Raw genomic sequence first — 24942 nt, forward strand, 5'->3', positions numbered from 1 at the left:
GTCAGTCCTTCAGCGTCGCCGTGCGCTGCGAGCAATGCTCCACGCAGCGTTCGATCTCGCCAAAACCCTCCATGCCGTACCAGAACACCTTCCACTTCTCCTGCTTGAGGCAGCCGTCGGACTCGGCGTAGTAGAACGGATTGACCGCATTGCCATGGCGCGAACGCCAGAACAGGCGCGGGTTCTGTTCGCGCATGACATGCCACACGGCACGGCCGAGGCCCTCGCCCTGGGCTTCGTCGAGCACGGCGAACTTGTCGAGGTAGATGCCGGCATCCTCCTGGGTGAGGATCACCGCGGCGCGGTAGTTCTCGCTGACATAGGCGCGGTGCAGCGTGGTGCGCTCGAAGTAGTCCGGCATCAGCCGGCGACCGAACGCCGATTCGATCAGGCCGCGCAGGCGCTCGAGATCGAGCTGGTCCCACTGCGTGACCTGGAGCACGCGTTCGCCACGGCGCACCAGCGTGCCCGAGCCCTTGTGGGTGAACAGCTCCTTGGCCAGTTCCGCCGGCTTGGTGATCGACACCGAGGAGGTCAGCGGCAACTTGTCGAGCAGAGCCTTGATCTGTTCGATCTTGACCCGCATGCCGCCGTTGATCCACGGCTGCGACATCAGGTGCTCGTACTCGGTCGACAGGTTGATCGAGTCGATCACCTTGCCGGCGTCGTCGAGCAGGCCGCCGGTACCGGTCAGGAACACGATCTTGTACGGCTGCAGCTTCTGCACCAACTCGTTGGCGGCGAAGTCGGCATTGACGTTGAGGATCTGGCCACCGGCCGTCTCGCCGAGGCTGGCGATGACCGGGATCGAGCCTGCGCGCAGACTGGCTTCGATCGGCGCCAGGTTGACGCGCTTCACTTCGCCGACCAGGCCGTAGGTGTCGCGATCGAGATAGTCGGACTCGAACACGCCCGAAACAATCGAGGTCGCGCGCGCATCGAATGCCTGCAGCGCCTCGACCAGCTTGAGGTTCTGCGACTGGAACACGCGGCGCACGATGGCGAGCGCCTCCGGCGAGGTCACGCGCAGGCCATTGACGGTCTGCTTCTCGATGCCGGCCGCCGCCATCTCCTCATCGAGCTGCGGGCCGGCGCCGTGGATCACGATCGGCGTCAGGCCGACGTCCTGCAGGAAGGCGAGCGAGGACGTCAGCGCCTCCAGGTCGTCGCGCAGCACGGCGCCACCGACCTTGACCACGGCGAAACGCTTGGCGTCGAGCTGGGAGAAGCGCTTGAGGTACTGCGAGATCTCTTTCGCGCTGGCCATGCTCGAAAGCAGGCGCACGATGGTCTGGCGCGTCTGAATATCGCGGGTGTCGTTCATCTTTGAGCTTTCTGTGTGCCTTGACTGCATTGGCTTCGGATCGACGGGCTCCGCTTCGCGAAGCCCTCAGGGTCTAGCGCCATATCCCCGCCTCGTCGCTGCGCGACGAGTCCGCCCCCTTGACTCAAGGGGGCTCCAACAGCGGAGGTTCTCCATCCGATTCGAGGGCTCTGGCAGCTCACTTGGCGTCCAGGATCCGGATGATGGAATCGGTGTAGCGCTGCAGTTGCTCCAGCGTCACCCACTCGTCGGCGGTGTGGGCCTGGGCGATATCGCCGGGGCCGTAGACAATCGCGGTCATGCCGGCGGCGGAGAACAGCGAGGCCTCGGTCCAGAAGTCGACCGCGTTGCCGATCGGCAACTGCAGCGCATCGGCCAGGTCGCGAGCCTCCAGGCGGCGCTGTTCGGCATCTGCAACCTCGCCCGACGGCAGCGACGGACCGCGGAAGGTTTCCTCGTAGCGTTCGATCGCGCCGGCCTCGACCAGCGTACCGAAGCGCTCGTGCAGCCCGTCGATCGACATCGACGGCAGCGGCCGAAAACCAAAACGCAGCTCAGCGCTCGGCGCGATCATGTTGGCCTTGATGCCACCCTCGACGCGTCCGATGTTGAAGCGCAGCCCGGTCAGGCCACCGAAGCGCTGGTGCGCTTCGCTCTCGACGTAGTCAAGCGCGTGCCCGCCCCAGCGGATCGCCTGGTGCAAGGCGCTGGCCTGCATCGCGTTCGCGCCCGAGGCATGCCCGGCGACACCACGGAAGCGCAGCAGCACCGAGCTGATGCCGCGATGCGCCAGCACTGCCTCGCTCATCGTCGGCTCGGCGACGACCACTTCGTTGAACCCGTGCAGCCCACCCAGGAAGGCCGCGATGCAGCGCGCATCGTTGGCTTCCTCGTCGGTGGAGAACAGGAACGCGGCATCGCCCTGTGTCACCGAGGCGGCGGTCAGCAGACCGGCGGCGGCACCCTTGATGTCGCAGGCGCCCAGGCCGATCGCGCGGTCGCCGGTGACACGTAGCGTGTGCGGATCGGCGCTCCAGGCTTCCGACGACGGCACCGTGTCCAGGTGCACGTTGAACAAGCGCTTGGGATTGCCGCGCACGGCCAGCATCGACACCGCGCCGTCACCGTGGTCGGTGACGGTGATGCGGAAGTCCGAAAGCTGCGAGCGCAGGTAGTCGAAGATGCCGCCGGTGCCGATGTCCCGCGGCGGATTGCGCGTGTCGTACGAGACCAGCGCTTCGAGGTGCTTGAGGGTTTTGGCGAGCATGGCGGGTTACTTGCGGTTGATCTCGGCCCACAGCGTGCTGCTCATGCCGAACAGCTTGATGAAGCCCTCGGCCTCGGCCACGCCCCAGTCCGCCGCCTGCGCGTAGGTCGCGCCCTTGGCATTGAGGATGTGCCTGGACTCGATCGCCACCGCGCTGACCAGGCCGCCCTGCGTCTCGATCACCACGTCGCCGTTGACGGTCGACTGGCTCGACTGCAGGAATGCTTCCAGATCGGTCTTGAGCGGATCGTGGAAGAAGCCTTCGTAGACCAGCTCGACCCACTTGCGCGCCACGTCGGGCTTGAAGCGGTTCTGCTGCTTGCTCAGCACTGCCTCTTCCAGCGCGCGGTGCGCGGTCAGCAGCGCGGTCAGGCCCGGGGCCTCGAAAATGATGCGGCCCTTCAGGCCGATCGTGGTGTCGCCGGTGTACAGGCCGCGGCCGACGCCGTACTGCGCGAACAGGCCGTTGAGCTTCGCCAGCATCTTGTGGCCAGCCATCTTCTCGCCGTCGAGTGCCACCGCTTCACCGTTGACGAAGCTGACCCTCACCTTCAGCGGCTGCGCCGGCCACTCGCTGCGTGGTTTGCACCAGCCGACCGCACCCTCACCCGGCGCCTGCCAGCGGTCGATTTCGCCGCCGGACATGGTCAGGCCGAGCAGGTTCTCGTTGATGGTGTACGCCTTCTGCTTGGCGCGCACGCCGTAGCCGCGCTCTTCCAGGTACTTCTGCTCGTAGGCACGGACCTCGGTGTGCTCCTTCTGGATCTCGCGAATCGGCGCCACGATCTCGTAGTCGCCCAGCGCCTTCACCGCCAGGTCGAAACGCACCTGGTCGTTGCCCATGCCGGTGCAGCCGTGCGCGATCACCTTGGTGCCCAGCTCATCGCAGCGCTTCAGCGCGGCCTCGACGATGAGATAACGGTCAGACACCAGCAGCGGGTACTGGCCCTGGTAGCCCTCGCCTGCCCAGACGAACGGCTTGACGAAGCCTTCCCAGATCGCCGGACCGCCATCGACGGTGACGTGCGAGGCCACGCCCAGTTCGGCCGCACGCTCTTCGATGAAGGCGCGCTCCTCGGCATCGACGCCGCCGGTGTCGGCGAACACGGTGTGCACGTTCCAGCCGCGCTCCTTCAAATAGGGCACGCAGAAGCTGGTGTCGAGGCCGCCGGAGAAGGCGAGGACGATGTCACGGGTGGTCATGATTTGGGGGTCCGGTGTGGAAATGGAGTACGGGAATGCGGAATTCGGGAATACGGGAATCGGGAACGAAAGGTGGCAGCCTGAGCAGGAGTCGGCAGAGCGTCGGATGAGAGAGCGGACTCTCGTTCCGTGTTCCCGCTTCACACTCCCGCTTCACACTCCCTGCTTTAACGCGCCACCAGCGCCGCCATGATCGCCTTCTGCACATGCAGGCGGTTTTCGGCCTCGTCGATCGCGATGCACTGCGGCGAGTCCATCACGGCATCGGTGGCCTTGACGTTGCGGCGCAGCGGCAGGCAGTGGCTGAAGACGCCGTTGTTGGTGAGCGCCATCTTCGCCTCGTCGACGATGAAGTGCTGGTACTGGTCGCGAATGGGCTTCTCCGGGCCCCAGTTGCCGAAGAACGGCAACGCGCCCCAGCTCTTTGCGTAGACGACATCCGCGCCGGTGTAGGCGCTTTCGATGTCGTGGCTGACGGCGAGCGAACCACCGCTCTCGGCGACGTTCTGCGCGGCCCAGTCCATGTAGCGCTGGTCGAGGATGTAGTCCGGCGTCGGACACAGCAGGGTCACGTCCATGCCCATGCGCGTGGCGATCGTCAGCGCGGAGTTCGCCACCGCGGTGTTGAGCGGCTTGGGGTGGTAGGTCCAGGTCAGCACGTACTTCTTGCCGCGCAGATCGGTCGTGCCGAAGTGCTCCTGCAGCGCCAGGATGTGGGCCAGTTCCTGGCACGGATGCGTGATCGTCTCCATGTTGATCACCGGCACCGGCGAGTACTTGGCGAAGCTCTTGAGGACGATGTCCTCGCGGTCGTACTGCCAGTCGACGAACTTCGGGAACGCGCGCACCCCGATCAGGTCGACGTAACGGCCCAGCACCTTCGCCACTTCGGCGATGTGCTCCTCGGTGTCGCCGTCCATGACCGTGCCGAGGTTGAACTCGATCGGCCACGCGTCCTTGCCCGGCTGCAGCACCACGGCATGGCCGCCGAGCTGGAACGCACCCAGCTCGAAGCTGGTGCGGGTGCGCATCGACGGATTGAAGAACACCAGCGCGATGGACTTGCCCTTGAGCTGCTCACCGGCCTTGCTGCGCTTGAACGCGGCGGCCTGCGCCAGCAGCGCGTCGAGGTCGGCACGCGACCAGTCCTGGGTGTTTAGGAAATGCCTGTCGGGAGCGGGCCGTTGAGCAGAAGCGGTCATCGAGTGCGGTTCCGGTGATCGTATGGGGAGGGAGGTGCGGTTCGCTGCGCGGGCCCGGAAAGCAAAAAAGCCCAGCGCGTAGGCTGGGCTTTTCGTGTGTCACTTCGTCTGTTTCAAGACGCGCTAGTGACCGTTACCCAGCTGGATGGCAGGTATGCGGTCGGCGAGCGCGCGAGGTCATCCCCGCCGCCATGTAGGCGGAGGTCAGGACGTCGGCGTCGGCGTAGTGGGTGTTCATTGAGGCGCGCATGCTCGCACGCACCCGCGGCGGGTGCAAGCCTTCGGCTCCGCGGCGGCCGTCAGCGGCTGCTGCCGGGCGCCACGACCGGCGTCACCGAAACCCGGATGCGCAGGCGGTTCCCCGGATCCTCGGGCAGGCGCGAGCGGAACTTGGCGCCCTTGTAGGTGTAGTCGACGTCGTAGGCGATGGGCCGGCGGTACTCGCGCTCGACCGTCACCGGCTTGCACTTGTTGTCCTGCTGTTCCTTCTCCTCGCGGGTCAGGGCGTCCTTGACCGCGCCGACCACCCGCGACAGGCGCGAGTCGCCTTCGCACTTCTGCTCGACGGTGTTGGCCTTGAGGGTCTGGTAGACCGGTGTCACCCGCAGCACCTGGGCATAGTCGAAGCGGACGTTCTCGGCCTGGATGACCGTGTTCTGCGCCATTGCCTGCGTGGCCGGCCAGGCAGCCAGCACGAGTCCGACCAGGACAGTCCAGATCACGGCAGTCGGAAGCGGAACTGGACGGTCCATCACACTCGCGGAGTCATAAATGTTTAGAAATTGTAAGCGCAGACCGTGGCCGAGGCCTGAACCCCGCCTTTAGACGGCCGGCCACGCTCACGGACACAGCCTCGGCCAGAGCCCGAGCGTAATCGACCGGCACGGCGCAGGCACCTGCGATCAGCCGCTAGAATGGCCGCAAATCCGGCGGTAACCCCATGAGCCTTCACCTTTTCAACAGCCTGACGCGACGGGTCGAGCCGTTCGTGCCCCTCGACCCCGCCCGCCCGACCATGTATGTGTGCGGGCCCACGGTCTACAACTACGTCCACATCGGCAATGCCCGCGGGCCGGTCGTCTTCGGCGTCCTGGCCGAGCTGCTGCGCCGCCGCTTCGGGGCCCTGGCCTACGCCCGCAACATCACCGACGTCGACGACAAGATCAACAACGCCGCCCGCGAACAGGGCGTGCCGATCTCCACGATCACCGACCGTTTCGCCGCAGCCTACCGCCAGGACATGGCCGCGCTGGGCGTGAAGGCCCCGGACCTGGAGCCGGAGGCCACCGCCCACATCGGCCAGATCATCACGATGATCGAGCGCCTGATCGAGACCGGCCACGCTTATGCCGCCGAAGGCCACGTGCTGTTCTCGGTCGCCAGCTACCCCGATTACGGCAAGCTCTCGCGCCGCGATCCGGAGGAAATGCTCGCCGGCGCCCGCGTCGACGTGGCGCCGTACAAGCGCGACCCGGGCGACTTCGTCCTGTGGAAGCCGTCGACCGACGACCTCCCCGGCTGGGATTCGCCCTGGGGCCGCGGCCGCCCGGGCTGGCACATCGAATGCTCGGCGATGGCGGCCGCCCACCTGGGCGAGACCATCGACATCCACGCCGGCGGCGTCGACCTGCAGTTCCCGCACCACGAGAACGAGATCGCCCAGAGCGAGTGCGCCCACGGCGGCCGGATCTTCGCCCGCCACTGGCTGCACAACGGCATGCTCAACTTCGGCGGCGCCAAGATGGCCAAGTCGGTGGGCAACATCCAGCGCGTCCACGACCTGGTGCGCGAGTACCCGCCCGAGGCGCTGCGCCTGGCCCTGCTCTCGGCGCATTACCGGCAGCCGCTGGAATGGTCGGACGGCTTGATCGAACAGAGTGTCCGCACGCTCGACCGGCTCTACGGCACTTTGCGCGATCTGGCCGATTGCGAGGCGACGAATACGTCGATCCCCGCCACGGTTGAGGCGGCCTTGGACGACGACCTCAATACCCCGCAGGTGCTGGCCGAGATCGCCCGCATCGCCGGCGAGGCGCGCAAGGCCGGTGCCATCGACGGCAGTTCCGCCAGCGATCGCGCCCGCCTCAAGGGCGAACTGCTCGGCGCCGGCCTGGCGCTGGGCCTGCTGCAGCAGGAGCCGGCGCAGTGGTTCGCGCGCGGCGCCAGCAACGACGACGATGGCCGCATCCAGGCGCTGATCGACGAGCGCATTGCGGCCAAAAAGGCGCGCGATTTCGCCCGCGCCGACGCGATCCGCGACCAGCTCGCCGCAGAAGGCATCCTGCTCGAGGACACCGCGCAGGGCGTGCGCTGGAAGCGGGCCTAGCACTGGCGGAACTGACGGACCTGTTTGCGCACACGGGCAGCACCTGTACAGGCGTAAAATTGCCGCCATGAATGCCATCGCCGCCCCCACCAGCCCGTTTCCCACCGAAGCCTCGCCGAGCGAGGCGCAGGCGGCGATCCGCGAGGAATTCGCCTTTTTCGGCGACTGGTCCGAACGCTACCAGTACCTGATCGACCTCGGCCGCAAGCTGCCGGACCTGCCGGCGGAATGGAAATCCGAGGAGCATCGCCTGCACGGCTGCCAGTCGATGGTGTGGATCGTCGTCGATGGCGACGGCGACCGCCTCGACTTCCACGCCATCAGCGATTCGGCGATCGTGTCCGGGCTGATCTACCTGGCGCTGCGCGTGTACTCCGGCCGCAGCGCCGCCGAGATCGCCGCCACCGACGCCGACTACATCGCCGACATCGGCCTGGCCAAGCACCTCTCGCCCACGCGCAGCAACGGCCTGTCCGCGATCCTGGGTTTCATCCGCGACCAGGCACGGCAGCGCCTGTAATGCCGGTCCGGTCTTTCGCCAGGCGTGAGGGACCATGAGCACGGAGGCTGAGGCCCTGCCCGTCCCCGGCGTCTCCGAGCTGCTGCGCAATCGCGGCTTCACTGGCCTGCTGACCTATCGCCTGCTGGCGATGCTGTCGTACCAGATCGTCGCGGTGACGGTCGGCTGGCATGTCTACGAGCTCACCCGCGATGCCTTCGCCCTGGGCCTGATCGGCCTGGCGGAGGTGATCCCGTACTTCTGCTTTGCCCTGTTCGCCGGCTATGCGGTCGACCATCTGCCGCGGCGCAAGCTCGGCATGGCGGCGTGCCTGGGCCTGCTGCTGACGACGCTGACCCTGGCCGGCGTGGCTTCCGGTGTCCTGCCCGCCGGCGTCTCCGGTTTCAGCGCGCTGACCATCTACGCCGCCATCGCGGTCAATGGCGTCGTCCGTGCGTTCCTGGCGCCGGTCTACATGTCGCTGTTCGCGCGCGTGCTCAAGCGCGAGCAGTTCGCACGCGGCGCGGGCGTCAGCAGCGTCGTCATGCAGACCGGCCTGGTGCTGGGTCCGGCGATGGGCGGCCTGCTGGTTGCATGGGGTGGGAAGACCTCGGCCTATCTGGTCGCTGCCGGTTTCGCCCTGGCCGCGGCGATCGCGGTGATCGCCGTGCGCGTGACCGAGCCGCCGAAGCCGGCCGAGCGGGCGCCGGTATTCAAGAGCATCGGCGAAGGGTTGCAGTTCGTCTTCAGGACCCAGGTCGTGCTCGGTGCGCAGGCACTGGACATGTTCTCGGTGCTGTTCGGCGGCGCGGTGGCGCTGCTGCCGGCCTTCATCAATGAAATCCTCCACTACGGTCCGGAGGCGCTCGGACTGCTGCGCGCGGCGCCGGCCGCGGGCGCGGTGCTGGTAGGCGTCTATCTGGCGCGGCGGCCGTTGCAGCGCCATGCGGGGCGGGTGTTGCTGGTCGCGGTTGCCGGCTTCGGGCTGTGCATCATCGGCTTTGCGCTGTCGCGCCACCTGTGGCTGTCGGCGTTGATGCTGATGCTGTCGGGCATGTGCGACGGCGTGTCGGTGGTGTTGCGCTCGACGATCCTGCAGCTGGCCACGCCCGATCACATGCGCGGGCGGGTCTCGTCGATCAACGGCATCTTCATCGGCTCGTCGAACGAGCTGGGTGCGTTCGAGTCCGGTGTTGCCGCACGCCTGTTGGGCCTGGTGCCGTCGGTGATCTTCGGCGGTTGCATGACGCTGGCGGTGGTCGGGGCGACGGCGAAACTGGCGCCGAAGCTGCGCCGGCTGGATCTGCGCGATCTGCAGTAGGCGCCCCGTCACCCAATCGGGCCCAGAACAAAAAAGCCCGGCCTGAGCCGGGCTTTTTTGACAGTCGAGCGCGAAGGCCTAGTCGCCCATCTGCTTTTGCATGTGCTCCCAACGCTCCTGCGCATCGATCGTGCGCTCGGCGGTGAGGCGTGCCTCGAGGCGTTCCAGGCCGATCTCTTCGCCGGTGTCGACGCAGTAACCGTAGTCGCCCGAATCGACGCGCTTGAGCGTGCTGTCGATCTTGCTGATCAGCTTTCGGTAACGATCGCGGGTGCGCAGCTCCAGCGAGTTTTCGGTCTCGCGGGTGGCGCGCTCGGCTTCGTCGCCGACATCGCGGACTTCGTCCTTCAGGTTCTCGATGGTCTGCTTGGATTCCTCGACCAGATCCGTGCGCCAACGCAGCAGGCGCTGACGGAAGTACTCGAGCTGGAGCGGGTTCATGTACTCCTCGTCGACCGCCGGGCGGTAGCCCGTCGGGACGACGGGGCGTCCGCTGGTTTCATCGGTGGTGTACGGCACGACCTTGACCTTGCCTCTCGGCGCAGGGGCCTGCGGCTTGGCGACGACGGCCACGGCTACCTTGCCGGTCGGTCGTGGAGCGGTTTTGGTCGCTGGGGTGCTGGCGGCCGCCGCTTTCGATGCAGGCGCCTTATTGGATGCGGATTGCGTCACTGGATTCTTGGCAACTTGAGGCTTGCTTACGGCCGGTTCCACCGATGCTGACTTGGTGGCCGGACGCGGTGCGGGTTTCTTGACGACGACGGGCTTGCTCTCCGGCTTTGCGGCGGGCTTGCCTTCGTTACGGGGGATGGGCTTGCTCGGCGCGGGTTTGGCCGGTGCGGCCTGCTTCGCGGGAACTTGCTTTGCAACTGCCGGCTTTGCAACTGCCGGCTTCGTAACTACCGGCTTCGTAACTGCCGGCTTTGCCGCTGGCTTGGCTGCCGGTTTCGCGGCTGCCACCTTCTTGGCGACCGGCTTCTTGGCCGGGACCGCCTTCTTGGCGACGGGTTTCTTGGCGACGGCTGCCTTCTTGACCGGAGCCTTCTTGGCCACGGCCTTCCTGGCAGCCGGCTTCTTGGCCGCAACCGCCTTCTTGGCGACCGGCTTCTTGCTGGCGACCTTCTTCGCGGCCGGCTTCTGGGCGACCGCCTTCTTCGCTGCGGGTTTGCTGGACACGGCCTTCTTCGCGGCCGGCTTGACGGTCTTCTTGACGGCCTTTGCGGCCTTCTTCGCGGTTTTTTTCACTGCCACGAGCGACTTGTCCTTCTGTTCCCCTGAGGACCTTCGAACCGGGGCTCGAAGGCTGAATTAAGGCCAGCGTGTAAAGGCCACAGCATGCCCCACTTTGCATCGCGGCGTGCAAGTGCCGAAATGCCGGTACGGAGCCATACATCGTGCCGGTTCCGCACGGTTCAAGCGAGCCGCAAGGGATCGTCCGAACCTGAAGCCTTGTGACGGGAAAGCGCGCTGTTATACCCTGCCCCGGCACCCGCGGCAACCGCACATTCAAGTGCTTGACCGCATTAAGGAATCGTGATCGACCGCCTTCTCATTGCCATTCTCCGCGGTTACAAGCGCTGGATCAGTCCACTGCTCGGGCCGCGTTGCCGCTTCCATCCCACCTGTTCGGAATACGCCATGCAGGCAATCGCCCGCTTTGGCGCCTTCAAGGGCGGCTGGCTGGCGCTGCGGCGGATCCTGCGCTGCCATCCCCTCCATCCCGGCGGGCACGACCCGGTGCCGGGGTCCACTGATGGAACCACTGACGGAACCTCCACATGCCATCGACACTGATCGTCAACGCCCGCCTGGTCAACGAAGGCCGAGAATTCGACGGCGACCTGCGCATCGAAGCCGGCCGCATCGGCCAGATCGGCAGCGGGCTGTCGGCCCGCAATGGCGAAACCGTGGTGGATGCCGCCGGACGGCGCCTGCTGCCTGGCATGATCGATGACCAGGTGCACTTCCGCGAGCCGGGCATGGAGTACAAGGCCGACATCGCGACCGAGTCGGCGGCGGCCGTGGCCGGTGGCCTGACCACCTTCATGGACATGCCCAACACCAACCCGCCGACGCTCGACGCGGCGGCGCTGGAGAACAAGTACCAGCGCGCCGCCGGCCGCGCCTGGGGCAATTACGGCTTCTACATGGGCGCCAGCAACGACAACCTGGCCGCAATCCAGTCGCTCGACCCGCGCACCGCGCCCGGCATCAAGGTGTTCATGGGCGCGTCCACCGGCAACATGCTGGTCGACAACCCGCAGATCCTCGACAGCATCTTCCGCGATGCGCCCACGCCGATCATCACGCACTGCGAAGACACGCCGATGATCGACGCCGAAATGGCCCGCTACAAGGCCAGGTACGGCGACGACATCCCGGCCGCCTGCCACCCCGACATCCGCTCGCGCGAAGCGTGCATGAAGTCGACGCAGCTGGCGCTGTCGCTGGCGAAGAAACACGGTTCGCGCCTGCACGTGCTGCACATCAGCACTGCCGACGAACTGGCGCTGTTCGAACGCGGCCCGCTGCTGCGTGGCGATGGCACCCGCAAGCGGATCACTGCCGAAACCTGCATCCATTTCCTGCGCTTCGACCGCGCCGACTACGAGCGCCTGGGCAACCTGATCAAGTGCAATCCGGCGATCAAGGACGCCAGCGACCGCAAGGCGCTGATCCAGGCGCTGGCCGACGACGTCATCGACGTGCTCGCCACCGACCACGCGCCGCATACGCTGGAAGAAAAGGCCCGCCCGTACACCTCCGCGCCGAGCGGCCTGCCGCTGGTGCAGTACGCGCTCAACGCCGCGCTGGAACTGGTCCATGAAGGCCACCTCAGCACCGCCCAGGTGGTGCAGAAGTTCGCCCATGCGCCGGCACAGCTGTTCGACGTCCAGGGTCGCGGCTTCCTGCGCGAGGGCTATGCCGCCGACCTGGTGCTGGTCGAGGACACGCCATTCACCGTGCAACGCGAGGACGTGCTGTCCAAGTGCGGCTGGTCGCCGTTCGAGGGCACCACGTTCCATTCGCGCATCGCCTCGACCTGGGTCAACGGCGAGCTGGTCTGGGACGGTCGCCGCCTGATCGGCACGCCGCAGGGACAGCGCCTGGCCTTCGATCGATGAGGTTGCGCCTGGCGTTGGCGCTGGTGCTGCTGGTGGCCGGCGCGGCCGCGGCGCAACAGGCGACCACGCCGCAGGGGCCAACACCGCAGAGGCCGGATTCGTCCAGTCATTCCTTCCACGGCGCGTTCCTGCCGACCAGCGTGCCGCAGGGTTCGCTGGTGATCGGCCTGGCCGGTCCGGATGCCGAAGTCGAGTACGACGGCCGCCGTTTGCGGGTGTCGTCCAACGGGACGTTTGCGTTCGGCGTGGGCCGCGACGCCACCGGCCCGCTGTCGGTGACGATCAGCGACAGCAACGGCAGCGCCGTCCACCAGATCGCCGTGTCCAGGCGCGACTGGCCGGTCGAGAACATCAACGGCGTGCCGCCCAGGACGGTCGAACCACCGCCGGAGATCGCCGCGCGGATCGAACGCGAACAGGCGCAGGTAACCGCCGCGCGCGTGCGCGACGACGATCGCGACGACTACGCACAGACATTCGTGTGGCCGCTGCAGGGACGCATCAGCGGTCGCTTCGGCAACCAGCGCGTCTACAACGGCACGCCCAAGTCACCGCATTCGGGGATGGACATCGCCGCGCCCACCGGCACGCCGGTCAAGGCGCCGGCTGCGGGCGTGGTCACCTTTGCCGCGCCCGATCTCTACCTTACCGGTGGCACGCTGCTGATCGACCATGGCCACGGCGTCAGTTCCAACTTCCTGCACTTGTCGCGGATCGACGTGAAAGTCGGCGATCGCATCCGGCAGGGCCAGGTGATCGGCCTGGTCGGCGCCACCGGTCGCGCCACCGGGCCGCATCTGCATTGGGGCATGAACTGGTTCGACGTCAGGATCGACCCGCTGCTGCTGTTGCCGCCAACGCAGTAACCCGCCCGCGGTTCGCCTCGTTCAGACGATCGCGGCGGTCGCGCGCAGGCGCGATGCGGTGTAGCCGGTGACGCGGTCGCGGCCGGCGGCCTTGCTGGCATACAGCGCGGCATCGGCGCGCTCGAGCACCTTTTCCACGCTCTCGCCATGGTGCAGCTCGGCAACGCCGAGGCTGAGCGTGGCGGTGAACAGGCGTCCGTCGATCGACAGCGGCCGGCAGTTCACCGAAACGCGGAGGTTTTCGGCCACGCCTAGCGCCTCGCGCAGTTGCGTGTCGGGCAGCACCACCAGGATCTCGTCGCCACCGAAGCGTCCGAACAGGTCGTAGGTGCGCAGGCGATTGCGCGTGCGCAAGGCAATGATGCGCAACGTCTGGTCGCCGATGCGATGGCCGTGTTCGTCGTTGATGCGCTTGAAGTGGTCGACGTCGAAGAACACCAACGACAGCGGCCGGCGCCCGCGCTGCGCCGATTCGACCAGCGCCTCCAGCCGCTCCTCGATCGCCGAGCGGGTCAGCGCGCCGGTCAGCACGTCATAGGTGGCCAGGCGGCTGGCGTGGTCGCGATCCCGGCGCAGCTGGTGCATGTGGTCGGTCAGGCCGATCGTCAGCACCAGCCCGCCGAGGGCAAAACCAATCGGCAGTGCGTATTCCAGCCACTCCGGATTGCGCCAGCCACCGAGCAGCTCGCCCATCCGCAGGATCACCAGCACCACCATCGGCGACCACGACAGCAGCATGAAATAGGCTTCGCGCTGGCGCTGGAAACTGCCGACCACGCTGGCGACGAACATGATCGCCGCTGACGCCAACAGCACCAGGTTCGCGGTCAGGGCGATGGCGCTGGCTGCGCTGCCGATCGTCGCCATCATCAGCACCAGCAGCAGCGCGTTGCAGACGTGCAGGACCCGCATCAGGCGCGGCTGCCGCTCCGGCAGGCTCAGGTAGAACGCGAGGAAACTGTTGCTGGCCAGCACGGTGAGCATGCCGAACATGCGTCCAACGCGCGGGTCGTAACCGATCAGGTCGGCCAGCCCAGGCAGGATCCGCAGTTCGCCGCCGATGCTGGCCTGGTACACGGCCTGGGCGAACATCGCCAGGAACAGATAGACGTAACTGCGTTCGCCGATGCCGATCCAGAATCCGAACGCGAGCATCGCCAGCACCAGCAACGTGCCCAGCACCAGCGTGCGCAGGGCGACGTGGCTCAGGTCGTGGCGATGGACTTCCGACAGCGACTCGACGGCCACCGGCATCGGCGACGGACTGAGCATGTGCACGCGCAGGTAGATCTGCTCGCCGGTCGCCAGTCCCTGCGGCAACGGTATGACCAGCGCGCGGGTCGAGAACGAGCGATCGGCGACGTCGCCGATCAGGCCCCGCCGCACCGGCATCGCTTCGCCAGGTCGCCAGGCCTCGACCTGGTTGAGGTGCGGGAAGCGCAGGACCAGGTTGGGTGCGTCGGCCGGCGCCACCGCCTCGCGTGCGGTCAGCCGCCACCACTTCGGTTGCGACGACGTCTCGAAGATCGACTGGCCTTCGACCTGGGCAAACTCGCTGTCATGCTCACCGGCAAGCACCTGGACCGGGAGCGGATCGCCGTCGAGGCGGGCCACGTCGAAAAGCTGCGCCGACACTGAGGTCGCCACCAGCATTCCGAACACGGCAACTGCTGCCTGCCACCACCGTCGCGCGGGTTTCCCCATGATCCGGACCGGCCCCCTGCTTTTACGCAGTCAGCATAGCCCAAGTGAGACGTGCGTCGCGAAACCGCCCGGCGGAGCAGGGGTGCCTGCCGTCGACCGGGCTCTGGCGGGAGGCCCTGCGGGGAGATGCCGGGGGCCGCGTCGGGCCGCCCGGGGTGTTACGCCTGGGCGCCCTGGCCGCTGACGCGAGCGACCGCATCGTGGGCGTGCAAGCTCTCGAAGTGGGCGACTTCGGCGTCGAAGCGCTCGATGCGCGGGTCGGCCGACAGCGCGGCGGCGACGCGGCGGGCCGCGTCCTCGCAGAACATCAGGTTCTCGGCGTTGAGACGGGCGAAGGCCTGCTCGTCCTCACGCTTGACCGCGGTCTGCACCGGCGTCCCGAGCGCCTGCTCGAGCGCGTCGATCAGGGCCGCCAGCGGCAGTTCGTCGAAGGCCGGGCGCAGCTCTACCCTGACGTCGGCGCGGCTGCGCTGGGCATGCGGGGTGGCCGCCAAGCCACGCTCCGACGACAGCCATTCGCCAACCACCGCATTCGACAGCGGCCGCGCGCCAGCGAAATCCTCGGCGAAGCGATCGGCATTGAGCTGGCGCGAAAGCGCCGCCGAGGCCGGGCACGTGCTGGAGTATTCAACGGCGAAACGCAGCGCCAGGTGCAGGTGCCCCTCGCGCAGGCTGGCATCGATCTCGACCGGATAGCGCTTCCAGCCGGCGTTGTCGCTGGCCAGGGCGCGGCGCAGGAGCAGTTGGTCGTAGCGCACGACCAGGCGCGCGGCGCTGGAGATTCCGCCCTGGTTGTCGATCAGGTTCTGCAGCACGCGGCGCAGGCCGGCCGGGGTGACCGTCTCGCTGGCGAAGGCGTTCTGCAGTTGCAGGTACATGCGCGACATGTGGATGCCGCGGGCATTGGCGTCCTTGAGGTCGACCGAGACGTCGACCGAGGCCGCAACCGTCATCGTCTCGCCATCGGCGGACGCCACGCGCAGCGGCAGGGCGATGTTGGACATGCCAACCCAGTCGAGCGGACGCGCCGCTGCAGCGGCGTCGAAGGCGACATCGGGGAGACGGCGCGGGGTTTGCGGGATCGTGGTCACGGCGAGGGATATGGGGTTGGCGCGGGGGAGCGCAAGCCGGGCCATTGTAGCGGGCCACCACGACCCCCCCGCCGGCGTGACCTGAAACAGTGAGTTGCGAGGCCGCAGCTGGCTTGAGCGCCTGCCGGCCTCAGCTGCGGGCGCCGCGCCAGGCGCTCAGCACGGCGCTCCATGGCGGCAACGGCAAGGCCGCGTCGCCCCGGCGCAGGCGCTGGCGGGCAAGCGCCGACCACAGCCTGCGCGGGCGCGTGGCCGCCCCGCCCGACGGCCAAGCCTTCAGCAGTTCGGCCGCCCACGCGCTCGTCACCGTCCCGCTGCCGGCCCGGGCCAGCGTTGCCAGTGGCGCGGCGGCCTCGCCGACGTGCGCCAGGCGCGAATACAACAGGCCGGCGGCGACAGTCAGTTCGGCCTGCTCGTTCAGGACGGAAGACTCGACGTCGGCACGAGGTGGCTCCAGCCCGGCGAACAGCGCCGACTCGACGGCGGCGACAGCGTGCGCGAACGGCCGCAGCGAGGCATAGGCGTCGTCGCGATCGCGCGGGCGCTCGCGACTCTCGCGCAGATACGGCAGCGCAGTGGCCAACGTCAGCCATGGCGCCTGCAATCTCTGCAGGGCGATGCCGAGCGGATGGCGGCGGGCGCCGAGTGTCCAGCCGCGCAGCTCTTCTGCCCACCACGCCAGCTTGGCTTCACCGGGGCGCGCATCGCTGCCACCCCAGGCGGCGTCGGTCAGCTCCTGCAGCAGCGCTGCCCAGGCCAGTGCGACTTCGCGCTGCGCCTGCGGCACGAATACCTGCACCACCGCCCACTCCGGCCAGCGTGCGCGGAACTTGTCGAGAAAACTGCCGAGCGCCTCGTCGTCGCCGGCTGCAGGGCGCTCGTTCGGCCCGCTCATCGCGGCAGCGGCCAGGCCGCGGCGCCGATCAGTTCGGCCGGCGTCTGGATCATCACGTCGCCCTGCCACGCCACCGGATCGTCGCCATCGAGCCGGTAGCCCCACAGCGCCACCACCGACGGCATGCCGGCGGCGCGTGCGGCCTGGATGTCGCGTTCGTCGTCGCCGACGTAGACGCACTGCGCCGGATCGACACCGATGCGCTCGGCGGCGACGGTCAACGGCAACGGATCGGGCTTGCGCCGCGCCAGCGTGTCGCCGCCGATCAGCACCGCGCAGCGCTGCTCCCAGCCCAGCACCGGCATCAGCAGGCGGGCCAGGTATTCGGGCTTGTTGGTGACGATGCCCCAGATGCTGCCGGCCGCTTCCAGCGCGGCCAGCATCGCGTCGATGCCATCGAACAGATGGCCATGGCGACCGAGCTCGCGCTCGTAATGGCTGAGGAACTCGGGGATCCAGCTTTCGCGCTGCGGCTCGTCGACCTGCGGGAATGACGCCGCGATCATCGCCCGCGCACCCTTGGACACGTGCGGACGCAACTGTTCCAGCGGCATCGGCGGCTGTCCGCGCGCGGCACGCATCGCATCGATCGCCGCGACCATGTCGGGCGCGCTGTCGAGCAGGGTGCCGTCGAGATCGAACAGGACGGCGCGGGGGAAAGTGTGCGTGGGCATGGCGCGGCTTTACGGAAGGGTTGTCAGGCGTCCGGCTTGCGCGCGCATGCCAGGTAGTTGACGTCGGTGCGCGAGATCACGCGGGCGCTGTTGCGCCACGGCTCGTACATCAGGCCACTGACATCCTCCAGCTGCATGCCGGCGCCGCGCAGCCATGCGCCCAGCTCGGAGGGCTTGATGAAATCGCGGTACTGATGCGTGCCGCGCGGCAGCACGCCGGCGACGTACTCGGCGCCGACGATGGCCAGGGCGAAGGCCGCCGGCGTGCGGTTGAGCGTGGACAGGAACAGGCGGCCACCCGGACGCAGCAATGCCGTGCAGGCGCGAATGATGGAACCCGGATCCGGGACGTGCTCGAGCATCTCCATGCAGGTGATGGCATCGAACTGCGCCGGCATCTCCTCGGCCAGCGACTCCACCGACTGCAGGCGATAGTCGACCTTGATGCCGCTTTCCAGTCCGTGTAGGCGCGCCACCTTGACCAGCTCCGGCGCCAGGTCGAGCGCGGTCACCTGTGCGCCCTCGCCCGCCATCGCTTCGCTGAGCAGGCCGGCGCCGCAGCCGACGTCGAGCACGCGCGCGCCCTGCAACGCGGTGCGCTGGGCAACGTAACCAAGTCGCGCGGGGTTGAGCGCATGCAGCGCCTTCTGCGGCCCCTGCGGGTCCCACCAGCGCTGGGCGAGCGCGCCGAACTTGTCGAGCTCGGCCTGGTTGAAGTTGCTGTCGTTGGGTTGGGATGCAGCGCTCATGCTAAGGACCTCGGTCGTCTTCCCGGGGAAGACAGGAGAAGGATCACGACAGGCGGATCGCCGCGATCCGCGTGCGCCACTGCTTGGCGTTGGCGACCAGCGCCTGCTCGTCGAGATCGACCAGCACCCGCCCGCGCAGCCTGGCCTGCCCGGCGATCCAGACATCGCTGACCTGCTGGCGGCCGGTGGCGTAGATCAGCTGCGAGATCACATGGTGCAGCGGCTGGGTCTCGATCTGGTTGAGGTCGACGCAGACCAGGTCGGCCTGCTTGCCCGCCTCGATCGAACCGACCTGGCTTTCGAAGCCCAGCGCGCGCGCGCCGCCAAGCGTCGCCGCATGCAGCGCGCTGGCCGCGTCGAAGGCCGAGGCATCGGACGCGACCGCCTTGGCCAGCAGCGCCGCGGTGCGGGTCTCGCCGAACATGTCCAGGTCGTTGTTGCTGGCGCAGCCGTCGGTGCCGATGGCGATGTTGACGCCGGCCTTCTGCAGCTTGCCGATCGGGCAGAAGCCCGAGGCCAGCTTGAGGTTGGATTCGGGGCAGTGGGCAATGCTGACGCCACGCTGCGCGCACAGCTCGATCTCGGCGTCGGTCAGCTGGGTCATGTGCACGGCGATCAGGCGATCGTTGACCAGACCGAGCCGGTCCAGTCGCGCCAACGGGCGCTGGCCGTGCTTTTCGTGCGACTCGCTGACTTCCTGCGCGGTCTCGTGGGTGTGCAGGTGCACCGGCACGTCGAGCTGGTCGGAGAGCATGCGGATGCGCTCGAAGTTGGCATCCGACACCGTGTACGGCGCATGCGGCGCGAAGGTGGTGCTGACGAGGGCGTCATCGCGCCACTGGTCGTGGACTTCGCCGGCGCGGTCGAAGTACTCGTCGGACGACTTGGCCCAGGCGGTCGGGAAGTCGATGACCGGCAAACCGACGCGGGCGCGGAAACCGTGGCGCTTGTAGACCGCCGCCTGCACGTCGGGGAAGAAGTAGTTCTCGTTGGCGCAGGTGGTGCCGCCGCGCAGCATCTCGGCGATGGCCAGGGCGACGCCGTCGGCAACGAATTCCGGCCCGATCACCGCGCCCTCGACCGGCCAGATGTGGCCCTGCAGCCATTCCATCAGCGGCAGGTCGTCGGCAATGCCGCGCAGCAGCGTCATCGGGTTGTGGGTGTGGGCGTTGACCAGGCCGGGGATCAGCGCCGCATCCGGGCGCGAGACGGTCTCGGCAGCGATGAAGCGGGTGCGTGCCTCGCGGCTCGGCAGCAGCGCCACGATGACGCCGTTGCGGACCGCCACCGCGTGGTCTTCCAGCACCACGCCGTGCGGCTCGACCGGCACTACCCATCCGGCTTCGATCAACAGGTCGCAGGCTTCGGGACGGGTGTCGTGGGTCATGCGCTTCCTTTGACTGGATCCCGGGCTTCGCCGCGATGACGGCAAAATCCCATGGATCCCGGCTTTCGCCGGGATGACGATTTGGCGAGGCCGTGGCCGCTATGCGGCCACGGGCCAAATCGTCACTTCACTCGGCTGACGTATTCGCCGGAGCGGGTGTCGACCTTGATGATTTCATCCTGGCCAACGAACAGCGGCACCCGCACCACGGCGCCGGTTTCCAGCGTCGCCGGCTTGCCGCCGCCGCCCGAGGTGTCGCCGCGCACGCCCGGGTCGGTCTCGACGATCTTGAGTTCGACGAAGTTCGGCGGCTGCACCGCGATCGGGGTGCCGTTCCACAGCGTCACGACGCAGGCTTCCTCGCCCTTGAGGTACTTCTCGGCGCCGCCCATGCCGGCCTTGTCGGCCTGGACCTGCTCGAACGACTCCTGGTTCATGAAGTGCCAGTACTCGCCATCGGAATACAGGTACTGCATGTCGGTGTCGACGACGTCGGCCTGCTCGACGTTGTCGGTCGCCTTCATGGTCATTTCGACCACGCGGCCCGACTTGATGCTGCGGTACTTCACGCGGGTGAAGGCCTGGCCCTTGCCCGGCTTGACGTACTCGGTGTCGGTGATGATGCACGGGTCGTTGTTGACCAGGATCTTCTGGCCGTTCTTGACGTCGTTCATGCCCAAACTGGCCATGGGTGCAACTCCTGCTAGATGAATAAGTATTGGCGCCGGCCCGCCGCAATGGCGGCGGAGGCTAGAATGTCGGGTTGTTGTGCCCGGCCCTGGGGCCACGGCGCAAGAAAAACCGGTCCGACATGATACCCGCAGCCCCCACCCCCATGCAGCACGCCTCCTCGCACGCCCCCTTGCTCGCCCCCTTGCTCGCCCCATCGCACACCCCTCCCGCGCCGCGCTGGCAACAGCTCTGGCGTGAGGCCGTGCGCGACCCGCGCGAGCTGCTGGCGCTGCTGGGCCTGGAGTCGAAGGACCTGGGGTCGGAAGGCCTGGCGTCGAACATCTCCGACGCGGCCGCCGCGCAGTTTCCGCTGCGGGTCCCGCGCGGGTTCATCGCCCGCATGCGCCACGGCGACCGCGACGATCCGCTGCTCCGTCAGGTGCTGCCCCTGGACGCGGAGATGCAGCCGATGCCGGGCTTCAGCCTCGATGCGGTCGGGGACGGCGCGGCGAAGGCCGGCCACGGCGTGATCCGCAAGTACCGCGGCCGGGCCCTGCTGGTCACCACCGGCAGTTGCGCGATCCATTGCCGCTACTGCTTCCGCCGCCATTTCCCTTACGCCGAGGAGACCGCAGCCGCCGCCGGCTGGCGCGAGGCGGTGGCGCTGATCGCGCAGGACGATGGCATTGAGGAGGTCATCCTCTCCGGTGGCGATCCCTGGTCGCTGGCCACGCCGAAGCTGGCCGAACTGACCGACGCCCTGGCCCGGGTCCGGCACCTCAAGCGCCTGCGCGTGCACACGCGCCTGCCGGTGGTGTTGCCCGAGCGGGTCGACGAGCCCCTGCTGGCCTGGCTGAGGGCCCTGCCCTGGCCGGTCACGGTGGTCCTGCATGCCAATCACGCCAACGAGTTCGACGCCCAGGTCGATGAAGCCCTGGCGCGACTGCGCGGCGCCGGCGCGACGCTGTTGAACCAGGCGGTCCTGCTGCGCGGGGTGAACGACTCCGTCGATGCCCTGGCCGACCTGAGCGAGCGCGGCCTGGCCGCCGGCGTCCTGCCCTACTACCTGCACCAGCTCGACCGCGTGCAGGGGTCGGCCCATTTCGAGGTCAGCGACGAAACCGCGCTGCGCCTGCATGGCGAACTGGCGGCACGCCTGTCGGGCTACCTGGTACCGCGGCTGGTGCGCGAGGTCGCGGGCGACACCGGCAAGCGCCCGCTCCACGGCCAGCCGTTGTAGCGCGGGCTGTTGCAGCGCCGGCTGTCATTCGGGGGTAGCCGGACGGCGCCACGATTGCCCCCCGGCGTTTCCATGTGTTTTCTTGAACGCCCTCCCCGCCACGCCGCAAATCCGGACGATGACCTTGCCTGCAAAACCCCGTCGCCAATCCCGTTTTCGTCGCTGCCGCGTGGACTCATCCGGCGGTTCGTGTCATAAAACCGGCTTGGGGAGGTGACGCAATGCAATTCGGCAAAGACACGGCGCTGCGCCTGCTGATCGTCGACGACAGCGTCGAGGCAGCCGAGGCCATCGTCAGCGGCCTGCGTAACAGCGGTATCGCGGTTCGACCATCGCGACCGGAAAACGATGGCGAACTGGCCACCATGATCGGGCAACACCCGCCGGACCTCGTGCTGGCGGCGCGCGAAGCGCGTGGCGTGCCGATCACCAAGGTGATGCAGGCCGTCGATGCCAGCGGCAAGGACCTGCCGGTGCTGATGCTGATCGACAGCATCGACGACACCCGCCTGCTCGAGATGTTCACCATCGGTGCCCGCGGCGTGATCCTGCGCGGCCACCCCGACCACATCCAGAGCCGGGTCCGCCGCGAATGGGCCGACCTGGAGGCACGCCGTGCGCTGCGCCGCCTGGAAGCCCAGGTCCGCGAGACCGAACGCCGCTGCGATGCGCTGATCGACTCCTCGCGCGAGCCGATCGCCTACATCCACGAAGGCATGCACATCCGCGCCAATCCGGCGTACCTGGAGATCTTCGGCTTCGAGACCTTCGAGGACATCGAAGGCATGTCGCTGCTCGACCTGATCGCCCCGCAGCGGGTCGAAGGGTTCAAGCAGCTGCTCAAGCAGATCGGCAAGGGCGAGGCCCCGCCGCGCCACGAAACCGAGGCGCGGACGCTGGATGGCAGCCATTTCGCCGCGGTCATGGAATTCACCCAGGCCAGCTACGAGGGCGAATCCTGCCTGCAGGTGATCCTGCGCCGGCAGGAGATCGATCCCGAACTCGCCCGCGAGGTCGAGGAGCTGCGCCAGCGCGACCAGGTCACCGGCCTGCTCAACCGCGCCACGTTCCTGCGTGCGCTCGAGGACGCCGTCGCCGACGCCGCGCAGAACGCCACCCATCATGGCCTGCTGCTGGTCGAGCCGGACCACTTCAACCGCCTGCTCCAGGACATCGGCCTGGACGCCGCGGACTCGCTGATCGCGGCGATGGCGCAGCGCCTGCGCGCCGCACTGGGTCCGGACGACGTCGCCGCGCGCTTTGGCGAGCACCAGTTCGCGGTGCTCACCAGCAACAGCGACCACAAGCGCAGCATGGGCCTGGCCGAAAGCCTGCGCAGTGCGTTCGCCGACCATGTGCTGGAGACGGCCGACCGCTCGCTCAGCACCACCGTCAGCATTGGCGGCGTGCTGATTGGCGAGAAGATCGCCAGCATCACCGCGGTGCTCGGCAAGGCCAGCCAGTGCATGCAGTCGGCCAGTGGCGTCGGTGGCAACCGCACCGACCTGTTCGATCCGGGCGCAGCCGATCGCGCCGAGGAAGAGCGGGTCGAGGCCTGGGTCGCGCGCATTCGCGAGGCGCTCGATGCCGACCGCTTCGTCATGGACTATCAGCCGCTGATCGGCCTGCACGGCGAGCCGATCGAGATGTACGAGGCCTACCTGCGCCTGCGCGGCGAGCACGGCGAGCTGGTGCCGCCGTTGACCTTCCTGCAGATCGCCGAGGAACACGGCCTGCTGTGGGAGATCGATCGCTGGGTGGTGGGCCGGGCCATCGCCGTCATCGGTGAGCGCATGCGCGCGGGCCGGCAGACGACGATGCTGGTCAAGATCACCCAGGCTTCGCTGCAGGACAACACTCTTCAGGTGTTCATCCAGGAGCAGTTGGCGCGCCATGGCGCCGACGGCAGCCTGCTGGTCCTGCAGTTGCCGGAATCGAAGGTGTTCACGCATCTGCGCGCGGCGCAGGAGTTCCAGGCCAAGGTCGCCGGCTATGGCGTGCGCGTGGGCCTGGAGCAGTTCGGCGTGGGCCTCAACTCGTTCCAGTTGCTGAGCCATTTCGACGCGGCGCTGCTGAAGATCGACCGCAGCTACATGGAGGATCTCACCGGCAATCCGGACCATCAGCAGCGTATCCGCGAGATCGCCGAGAAGGCACGCGAGCTGGGCAAGATCACCATCGCCGAGTTCGTCCAGGATGCGGGCAGCATGAGCATCCTGTTCGGTGCGGGAATCGACTACGCCCAGGGCAACTTCCTGGCGCCCCCGGGGCCCACCATGGACTACGAGTTCTGACCGCGCGAAATCGCCTGCGGACACAAAAAAAGCCCGCCAACTGGCGGGCTTTTTCGTTCCGGCGCCATGCGGCGATCAGCTCGTCATTCAGCTCAACATTCAGCTAACCACGGTACCGCGCACCTGCTCGACCGGCGCATTGCGCAGCGTCTGGATGCGCTCTTCCAGCGGCGGGTGGCTCATCAGCAGCCTGCGCAGGCCGTGGCCGACGGCGCCGCTGATGCCGAAGGCCTGGACGGTCTTGGGCAGCGTGCTTTCACCGTAGGTCTGCGACAGGCGCTGCAGCGCGGCGATCATCTTGTCGCGGCCGGCCAGGCGGGCGCCGCCGGCGTCGGCGCGGAACTCGCGGTGACGCGAGAACCACATCGCGATCATGCTGGCGAACAGGCCGAAGATCATGTCGAGCACGAACACGATCACGTAGTAGCCGATGCCCGGGCCGCCTTCGCGGTTGCCGCTGAGGTAGCTGTCGATGACGCGGCCGACCACGCGCGCGAGCACGATCACGAACGTGTTGAGCACGCCCTGGATCAACGCCATCGTCACCATGTCGCCGTTGGCGACGTGGCTGACTTCATGGCCGAGCACCGCTTCGGCTTCGTCGCGGTTCATCGCGCGCAGCAGGCCGGTCGACACGGCGACCAGCGAGTTGTTGCGGCTCGGGCCGGTGGCGAAGGCGTTGATTTCCGGACCGTCGTAGATGGCCACTTCCGGCATCTTGATGCCGGCCGCTTCGGCCTGGCGGCGCACGGTGTCGACCAGCCACTGCTCGGACTCGTTGCGCGGCTGTTCGATGACGTGGGCGCCGGTGCTGCGCTTGGCGATCCACTTGGACGTCATCAGCGAGATCAGCGAACCGCCGAAGCCGAACACGGCGGCGAAGACCAGCAATTGTCCGGTCCCTTCCAGACGGATGCCCATGCTTTGCAGCACGGCCATGACGACGCTGAGCAGGGCCAGGACCGCCAGGTTGGTGGCGAGAAACAGGGCGATGCGTTTGAACATGACTGGAACCTTTCGCGCACCATGCGCGTTACCTACGAAAAATGTGGCACGCTGGCGTTGAATTCAAGTGAAACCGCACGCGAACGCTTTGCCTGACG

General features: G+C 67.7%; 23 protein-coding genes. 9 read left to right on the top strand and 14 right to left on the bottom strand.

Features of this window, described 5'->3' with window-relative positions; genetic code table 11:
• Nucleotide 1: 1 nt before the first annotated feature.
• The 5 genes from AC1DER_RS04505 to AC1DER_RS04525 all read right to left on the bottom strand — a co-directional run bounded on the left by AC1DER_RS04505 (nt 2) and on the right by AC1DER_RS04525 (nt 5748).
• Entirely contained in the window at nt 2–1324 is a 1323-nt protein-coding gene (locus tag AC1DER_RS04505; protein WP_477245258.1) for an acetylglutamate kinase, read from the bottom strand.
• Between the two features lie 178 nt (nt 1325–1502).
• The gene (locus AC1DER_RS04510) at nt 1503–2591 is read right to left on the bottom strand and encodes an acetylornithine deacetylase (protein WP_477245256.1); all 1089 of its coding nucleotides are present in this window, start codon (nt 2589–2591) and stop codon (nt 1503–1505) included.
• A 6-nt stretch (nt 2592–2597) separates the two neighbouring features.
• Nucleotides 2598–3794, bottom strand: coding sequence for an argininosuccinate synthase (locus tag AC1DER_RS04515; protein WP_477245254.1), 1197 nt, complete (start codon nt 3792–3794; stop codon nt 2598–2600).
• A gap of 167 nt (nt 3795–3961) precedes the next feature.
• Complete coding sequence (locus AC1DER_RS04520; RefSeq protein ID WP_441814886.1) at nt 3962–4996, bottom strand: N-acetylornithine carbamoyltransferase; 1035 nt, start codon at nt 4994–4996, stop codon at nt 3962–3964.
• A gap of 299 nt (nt 4997–5295) precedes the next feature.
• Nucleotides 5296–5748, bottom strand: coding sequence for a hypothetical protein (locus tag AC1DER_RS04525; RefSeq protein ID WP_441814887.1), 453 nt, complete (start codon nt 5746–5748; stop codon nt 5296–5298).
• A 188-nt stretch (nt 5749–5936) separates the two neighbouring features.
• Here AC1DER_RS04525 and cysS point away from each other — a divergent pair, with 188 nt between their 5' ends.
• The 3 genes from cysS (at nt 5937) to AC1DER_RS04540 (ending at nt 9142) form a co-directional block, all read left to right on the top strand.
• On the top strand, nt 5937–7322 hold the full coding sequence (gene cysS / locus AC1DER_RS04530; protein ID WP_477245251.1) for a cysteine--tRNA ligase: 1386 nt from the start codon (nt 5937–5939) through the stop codon (nt 7320–7322).
• A gap of 67 nt (nt 7323–7389) precedes the next feature.
• A complete protein-coding gene (locus AC1DER_RS04535) occupies nt 7390–7842 on the top strand; it encodes a SufE family protein (protein WP_441814889.1) in 453 nt (150 codons plus the stop codon).
• 34 nt (nt 7843–7876) lie between these two features.
• Nucleotides 7877–9142 (top strand): MFS transporter, encoded by a 1266-nt coding sequence (locus AC1DER_RS04540; RefSeq protein ID WP_441814890.1) that lies wholly within the window; start codon nt 7877–7879, stop codon nt 9140–9142.
• 78 nt (nt 9143–9220) lie between these two features.
• Here the strand turns inward: AC1DER_RS04540 and dksA are convergent, their stop codons facing one another.
• Nucleotides 9221–10195: an RNA polymerase-binding protein DksA gene (gene dksA, locus AC1DER_RS04545; protein WP_477245248.1), complete on the bottom strand. Its 975-nt coding sequence runs from the start codon at nt 10193–10195 to the stop codon at nt 9221–9223.
• Here dksA and AC1DER_RS04550 point away from each other — a divergent pair.
• The 4 genes from AC1DER_RS04550 (at nt 10188) to AC1DER_RS04565 (ending at nt 13133) form a co-directional block, all read left to right on the top strand.
• Nucleotides 10188–10454 carry a hypothetical protein gene (locus AC1DER_RS04550; protein WP_477245246.1) on the top strand — a complete coding sequence of 89 codons (267 nt, stop codon included), beginning with the start codon at nt 10188–10190 and terminating at the stop codon, nt 10452–10454. The two genes, dksA and AC1DER_RS04550, sit on opposite strands and share 8 nt — an antisense overlap.
• Before the next feature lie 221 nt (nt 10455–10675).
• Nucleotides 10676–10936 carry a membrane protein insertion efficiency factor YidD gene (gene yidD / locus AC1DER_RS04555; RefSeq protein WP_477245244.1) on the top strand — a complete coding sequence of 87 codons (261 nt, stop codon included), beginning with the start codon at nt 10676–10678 and terminating at the stop codon, nt 10934–10936.
• Nucleotides 10921–12267 (top strand): dihydroorotase, encoded by a 1347-nt coding sequence (locus tag AC1DER_RS04560; RefSeq protein WP_477245242.1) that lies wholly within the window; start codon nt 10921–10923, stop codon nt 12265–12267. Before yidD ends, AC1DER_RS04560 begins: the two co-directional genes overlap by 16 nt.
• On the top strand, nt 12264–13133 hold the full coding sequence (locus tag AC1DER_RS04565; RefSeq protein WP_477245240.1) for a M23 family metallopeptidase: 870 nt from the start codon (nt 12264–12266) through the stop codon (nt 13131–13133). The genes AC1DER_RS04560 and AC1DER_RS04565 overlap by 4 nt, the downstream gene beginning before the upstream one ends.
• 21 nt (nt 13134–13154) lie before the next feature.
• On the opposite strand, the gene AC1DER_RS04570 is transcribed toward AC1DER_RS04565, so the two are convergent.
• The 7 genes from AC1DER_RS04570 to efp all read right to left on the bottom strand — a co-directional run bounded on the left by AC1DER_RS04570 (nt 13155) and on the right by efp (nt 20322).
• Nucleotides 13155–14780, bottom strand: a complete 1626-nt coding sequence (locus AC1DER_RS04570) for a diguanylate cyclase (RefSeq protein WP_477245238.1) — start codon at nt 14778–14780, stop codon at nt 13155–13157.
• 215 nt (nt 14781–14995) lie between these two features.
• The gene (folE2, locus tag AC1DER_RS04575) at nt 14996–15928 is read right to left on the bottom strand and encodes a GTP cyclohydrolase FolE2 (RefSeq protein WP_441814895.1); all 933 of its coding nucleotides are present in this window, start codon (nt 15926–15928) and stop codon (nt 14996–14998) included.
• Between the two features lie 130 nt (nt 15929–16058).
• Nucleotides 16059–16823: a phytoene/squalene synthase family protein gene (locus AC1DER_RS04580; RefSeq protein WP_477245234.1), complete on the bottom strand. Its 765-nt coding sequence runs from the start codon at nt 16821–16823 to the stop codon at nt 16059–16061.
• Nucleotides 16820–17497, bottom strand: coding sequence for a phosphoglycolate phosphatase (locus AC1DER_RS04585; protein WP_477245232.1), 678 nt, complete (start codon nt 17495–17497; stop codon nt 16820–16822). Before AC1DER_RS04585 ends, AC1DER_RS04580 begins: the two co-directional genes overlap by 4 nt.
• Before the next feature lie 23 nt (nt 17498–17520).
• On the bottom strand, nt 17521–18246 hold the full coding sequence (gene ubiG / locus AC1DER_RS04590; protein ID WP_477245230.1) for a bifunctional 2-polyprenyl-6-hydroxyphenol methylase/3-demethylubiquinol 3-O-methyltransferase UbiG: 726 nt from the start codon (nt 18244–18246) through the stop codon (nt 17521–17523).
• Between the two features lie 43 nt (nt 18247–18289).
• Nucleotides 18290–19633: a TRZ/ATZ family hydrolase gene (locus tag AC1DER_RS04595; RefSeq protein ID WP_477245228.1), complete on the bottom strand. Its 1344-nt coding sequence runs from the start codon at nt 19631–19633 to the stop codon at nt 18290–18292.
• 122 nt (nt 19634–19755) lie between these two features.
• On the bottom strand, nt 19756–20322 hold the full coding sequence (efp, locus tag AC1DER_RS04600; protein ID WP_441814900.1) for an elongation factor P: 567 nt from the start codon (nt 20320–20322) through the stop codon (nt 19756–19758).
• Nucleotides 20323–20444: 122 nt separating this feature from the next.
• On the opposite strand from efp, the gene epmB reads away from it, so the two are divergent.
• Nucleotides 20445–21545, top strand: coding sequence for an EF-P beta-lysylation protein EpmB (gene epmB, locus AC1DER_RS04605; protein WP_477245225.1), 1101 nt, complete (start codon nt 20445–20447; stop codon nt 21543–21545).
• Nucleotides 21546–21766: 221 nt separating this feature from the next.
• Complete coding sequence (locus AC1DER_RS04610; RefSeq protein WP_477245223.1) at nt 21767–23839, top strand: GGDEF/EAL domain-containing response regulator; 2073 nt, start codon at nt 21767–21769, stop codon at nt 23837–23839.
• Between the two features lie 99 nt (nt 23840–23938).
• Here the strand turns inward: AC1DER_RS04610 and htpX are convergent, their stop codons facing one another.
• Complete coding sequence (gene htpX, locus AC1DER_RS04615; RefSeq protein ID WP_477245221.1) at nt 23939–24844, bottom strand: protease HtpX; 906 nt, start codon at nt 24842–24844, stop codon at nt 23939–23941.
• Nucleotides 24845–24942 lie beyond the last annotated feature (98 nt).

It is taken from the genome of Lysobacter sp. 05T417, from assembly GCF_056396405.1.

Excerpts from the sequence above, each read along its gene's own strand:
- AC1DER_RS04505 (WP_477245258.1), bottom strand. The coding sequence starts at position 1,324 with ATGAACGACACCCGCGATATTCAGACGCGCCAGACCATCGTGCGCCTG.
- AC1DER_RS04510 (WP_477245256.1), bottom strand. The coding sequence starts at position 2,591 with ATGCTCGCCAAAACCCTCAAGCACCTCGAAGCGCTGGTCTCGTACGAC.
- AC1DER_RS04515 (WP_477245254.1), bottom strand. The coding sequence starts at position 3,794 with ATGACCACCCGTGACATCGTCCTCGCCTTCTCCGGCGGCCTCGACACC.
- AC1DER_RS04520 (WP_441814886.1), bottom strand. The coding sequence starts at position 4,996 with ATGACCGCTTCTGCTCAACGGCCCGCTCCCGACAGGCATTTCCTAAAC.
- AC1DER_RS04525 (WP_441814887.1), bottom strand. The coding sequence starts at position 5,748 with ATGGACCGTCCAGTTCCGCTTCCGACTGCCGTGATCTGGACTGTCCTG.
- cysS (WP_477245251.1), top strand. The coding sequence starts at position 5,937 with ATGAGCCTTCACCTTTTCAACAGCCTGACGCGACGGGTCGAGCCGTTC.
- AC1DER_RS04535 (WP_441814889.1), top strand. The coding sequence starts at position 7,390 with ATGAATGCCATCGCCGCCCCCACCAGCCCGTTTCCCACCGAAGCCTCG.
- AC1DER_RS04540 (WP_441814890.1), top strand. The coding sequence starts at position 7,877 with ATGAGCACGGAGGCTGAGGCCCTGCCCGTCCCCGGCGTCTCCGAGCTG.
- AC1DER_RS04560 (WP_477245242.1), top strand. The coding sequence starts at position 10,921 with ATGCCATCGACACTGATCGTCAACGCCCGCCTGGTCAACGAAGGCCGA.
- AC1DER_RS04565 (WP_477245240.1), top strand. The coding sequence starts at position 12,264 with ATGAGGTTGCGCCTGGCGTTGGCGCTGGTGCTGCTGGTGGCCGGCGCG.
- AC1DER_RS04580 (WP_477245234.1), bottom strand. The coding sequence starts at position 16,823 with ATGAGCGGGCCGAACGAGCGCCCTGCAGCCGGCGACGACGAGGCGCTC.
- AC1DER_RS04585 (WP_477245232.1), bottom strand. The coding sequence starts at position 17,497 with ATGCCCACGCACACTTTCCCCCGCGCCGTCCTGTTCGATCTCGACGGC.
- ubiG (WP_477245230.1), bottom strand. The coding sequence starts at position 18,246 with ATGAGCGCTGCATCCCAACCCAACGACAGCAACTTCAACCAGGCCGAG.
- AC1DER_RS04595 (WP_477245228.1), bottom strand. The coding sequence starts at position 19,633 with ATGACCCACGACACCCGTCCCGAAGCCTGCGACCTGTTGATCGAAGCC.
- efp (WP_441814900.1), bottom strand. The coding sequence starts at position 20,322 with ATGGCCAGTTTGGGCATGAACGACGTCAAGAACGGCCAGAAGATCCTG.
- epmB (WP_477245225.1), top strand. The coding sequence starts at position 20,445 with ATGATACCCGCAGCCCCCACCCCCATGCAGCACGCCTCCTCGCACGCC.
- AC1DER_RS04610 (WP_477245223.1), top strand. The coding sequence starts at position 21,767 with ATGCAATTCGGCAAAGACACGGCGCTGCGCCTGCTGATCGTCGACGAC.
- htpX (WP_477245221.1), bottom strand. The coding sequence starts at position 24,844 with ATGTTCAAACGCATCGCCCTGTTTCTCGCCACCAACCTGGCGGTCCTG.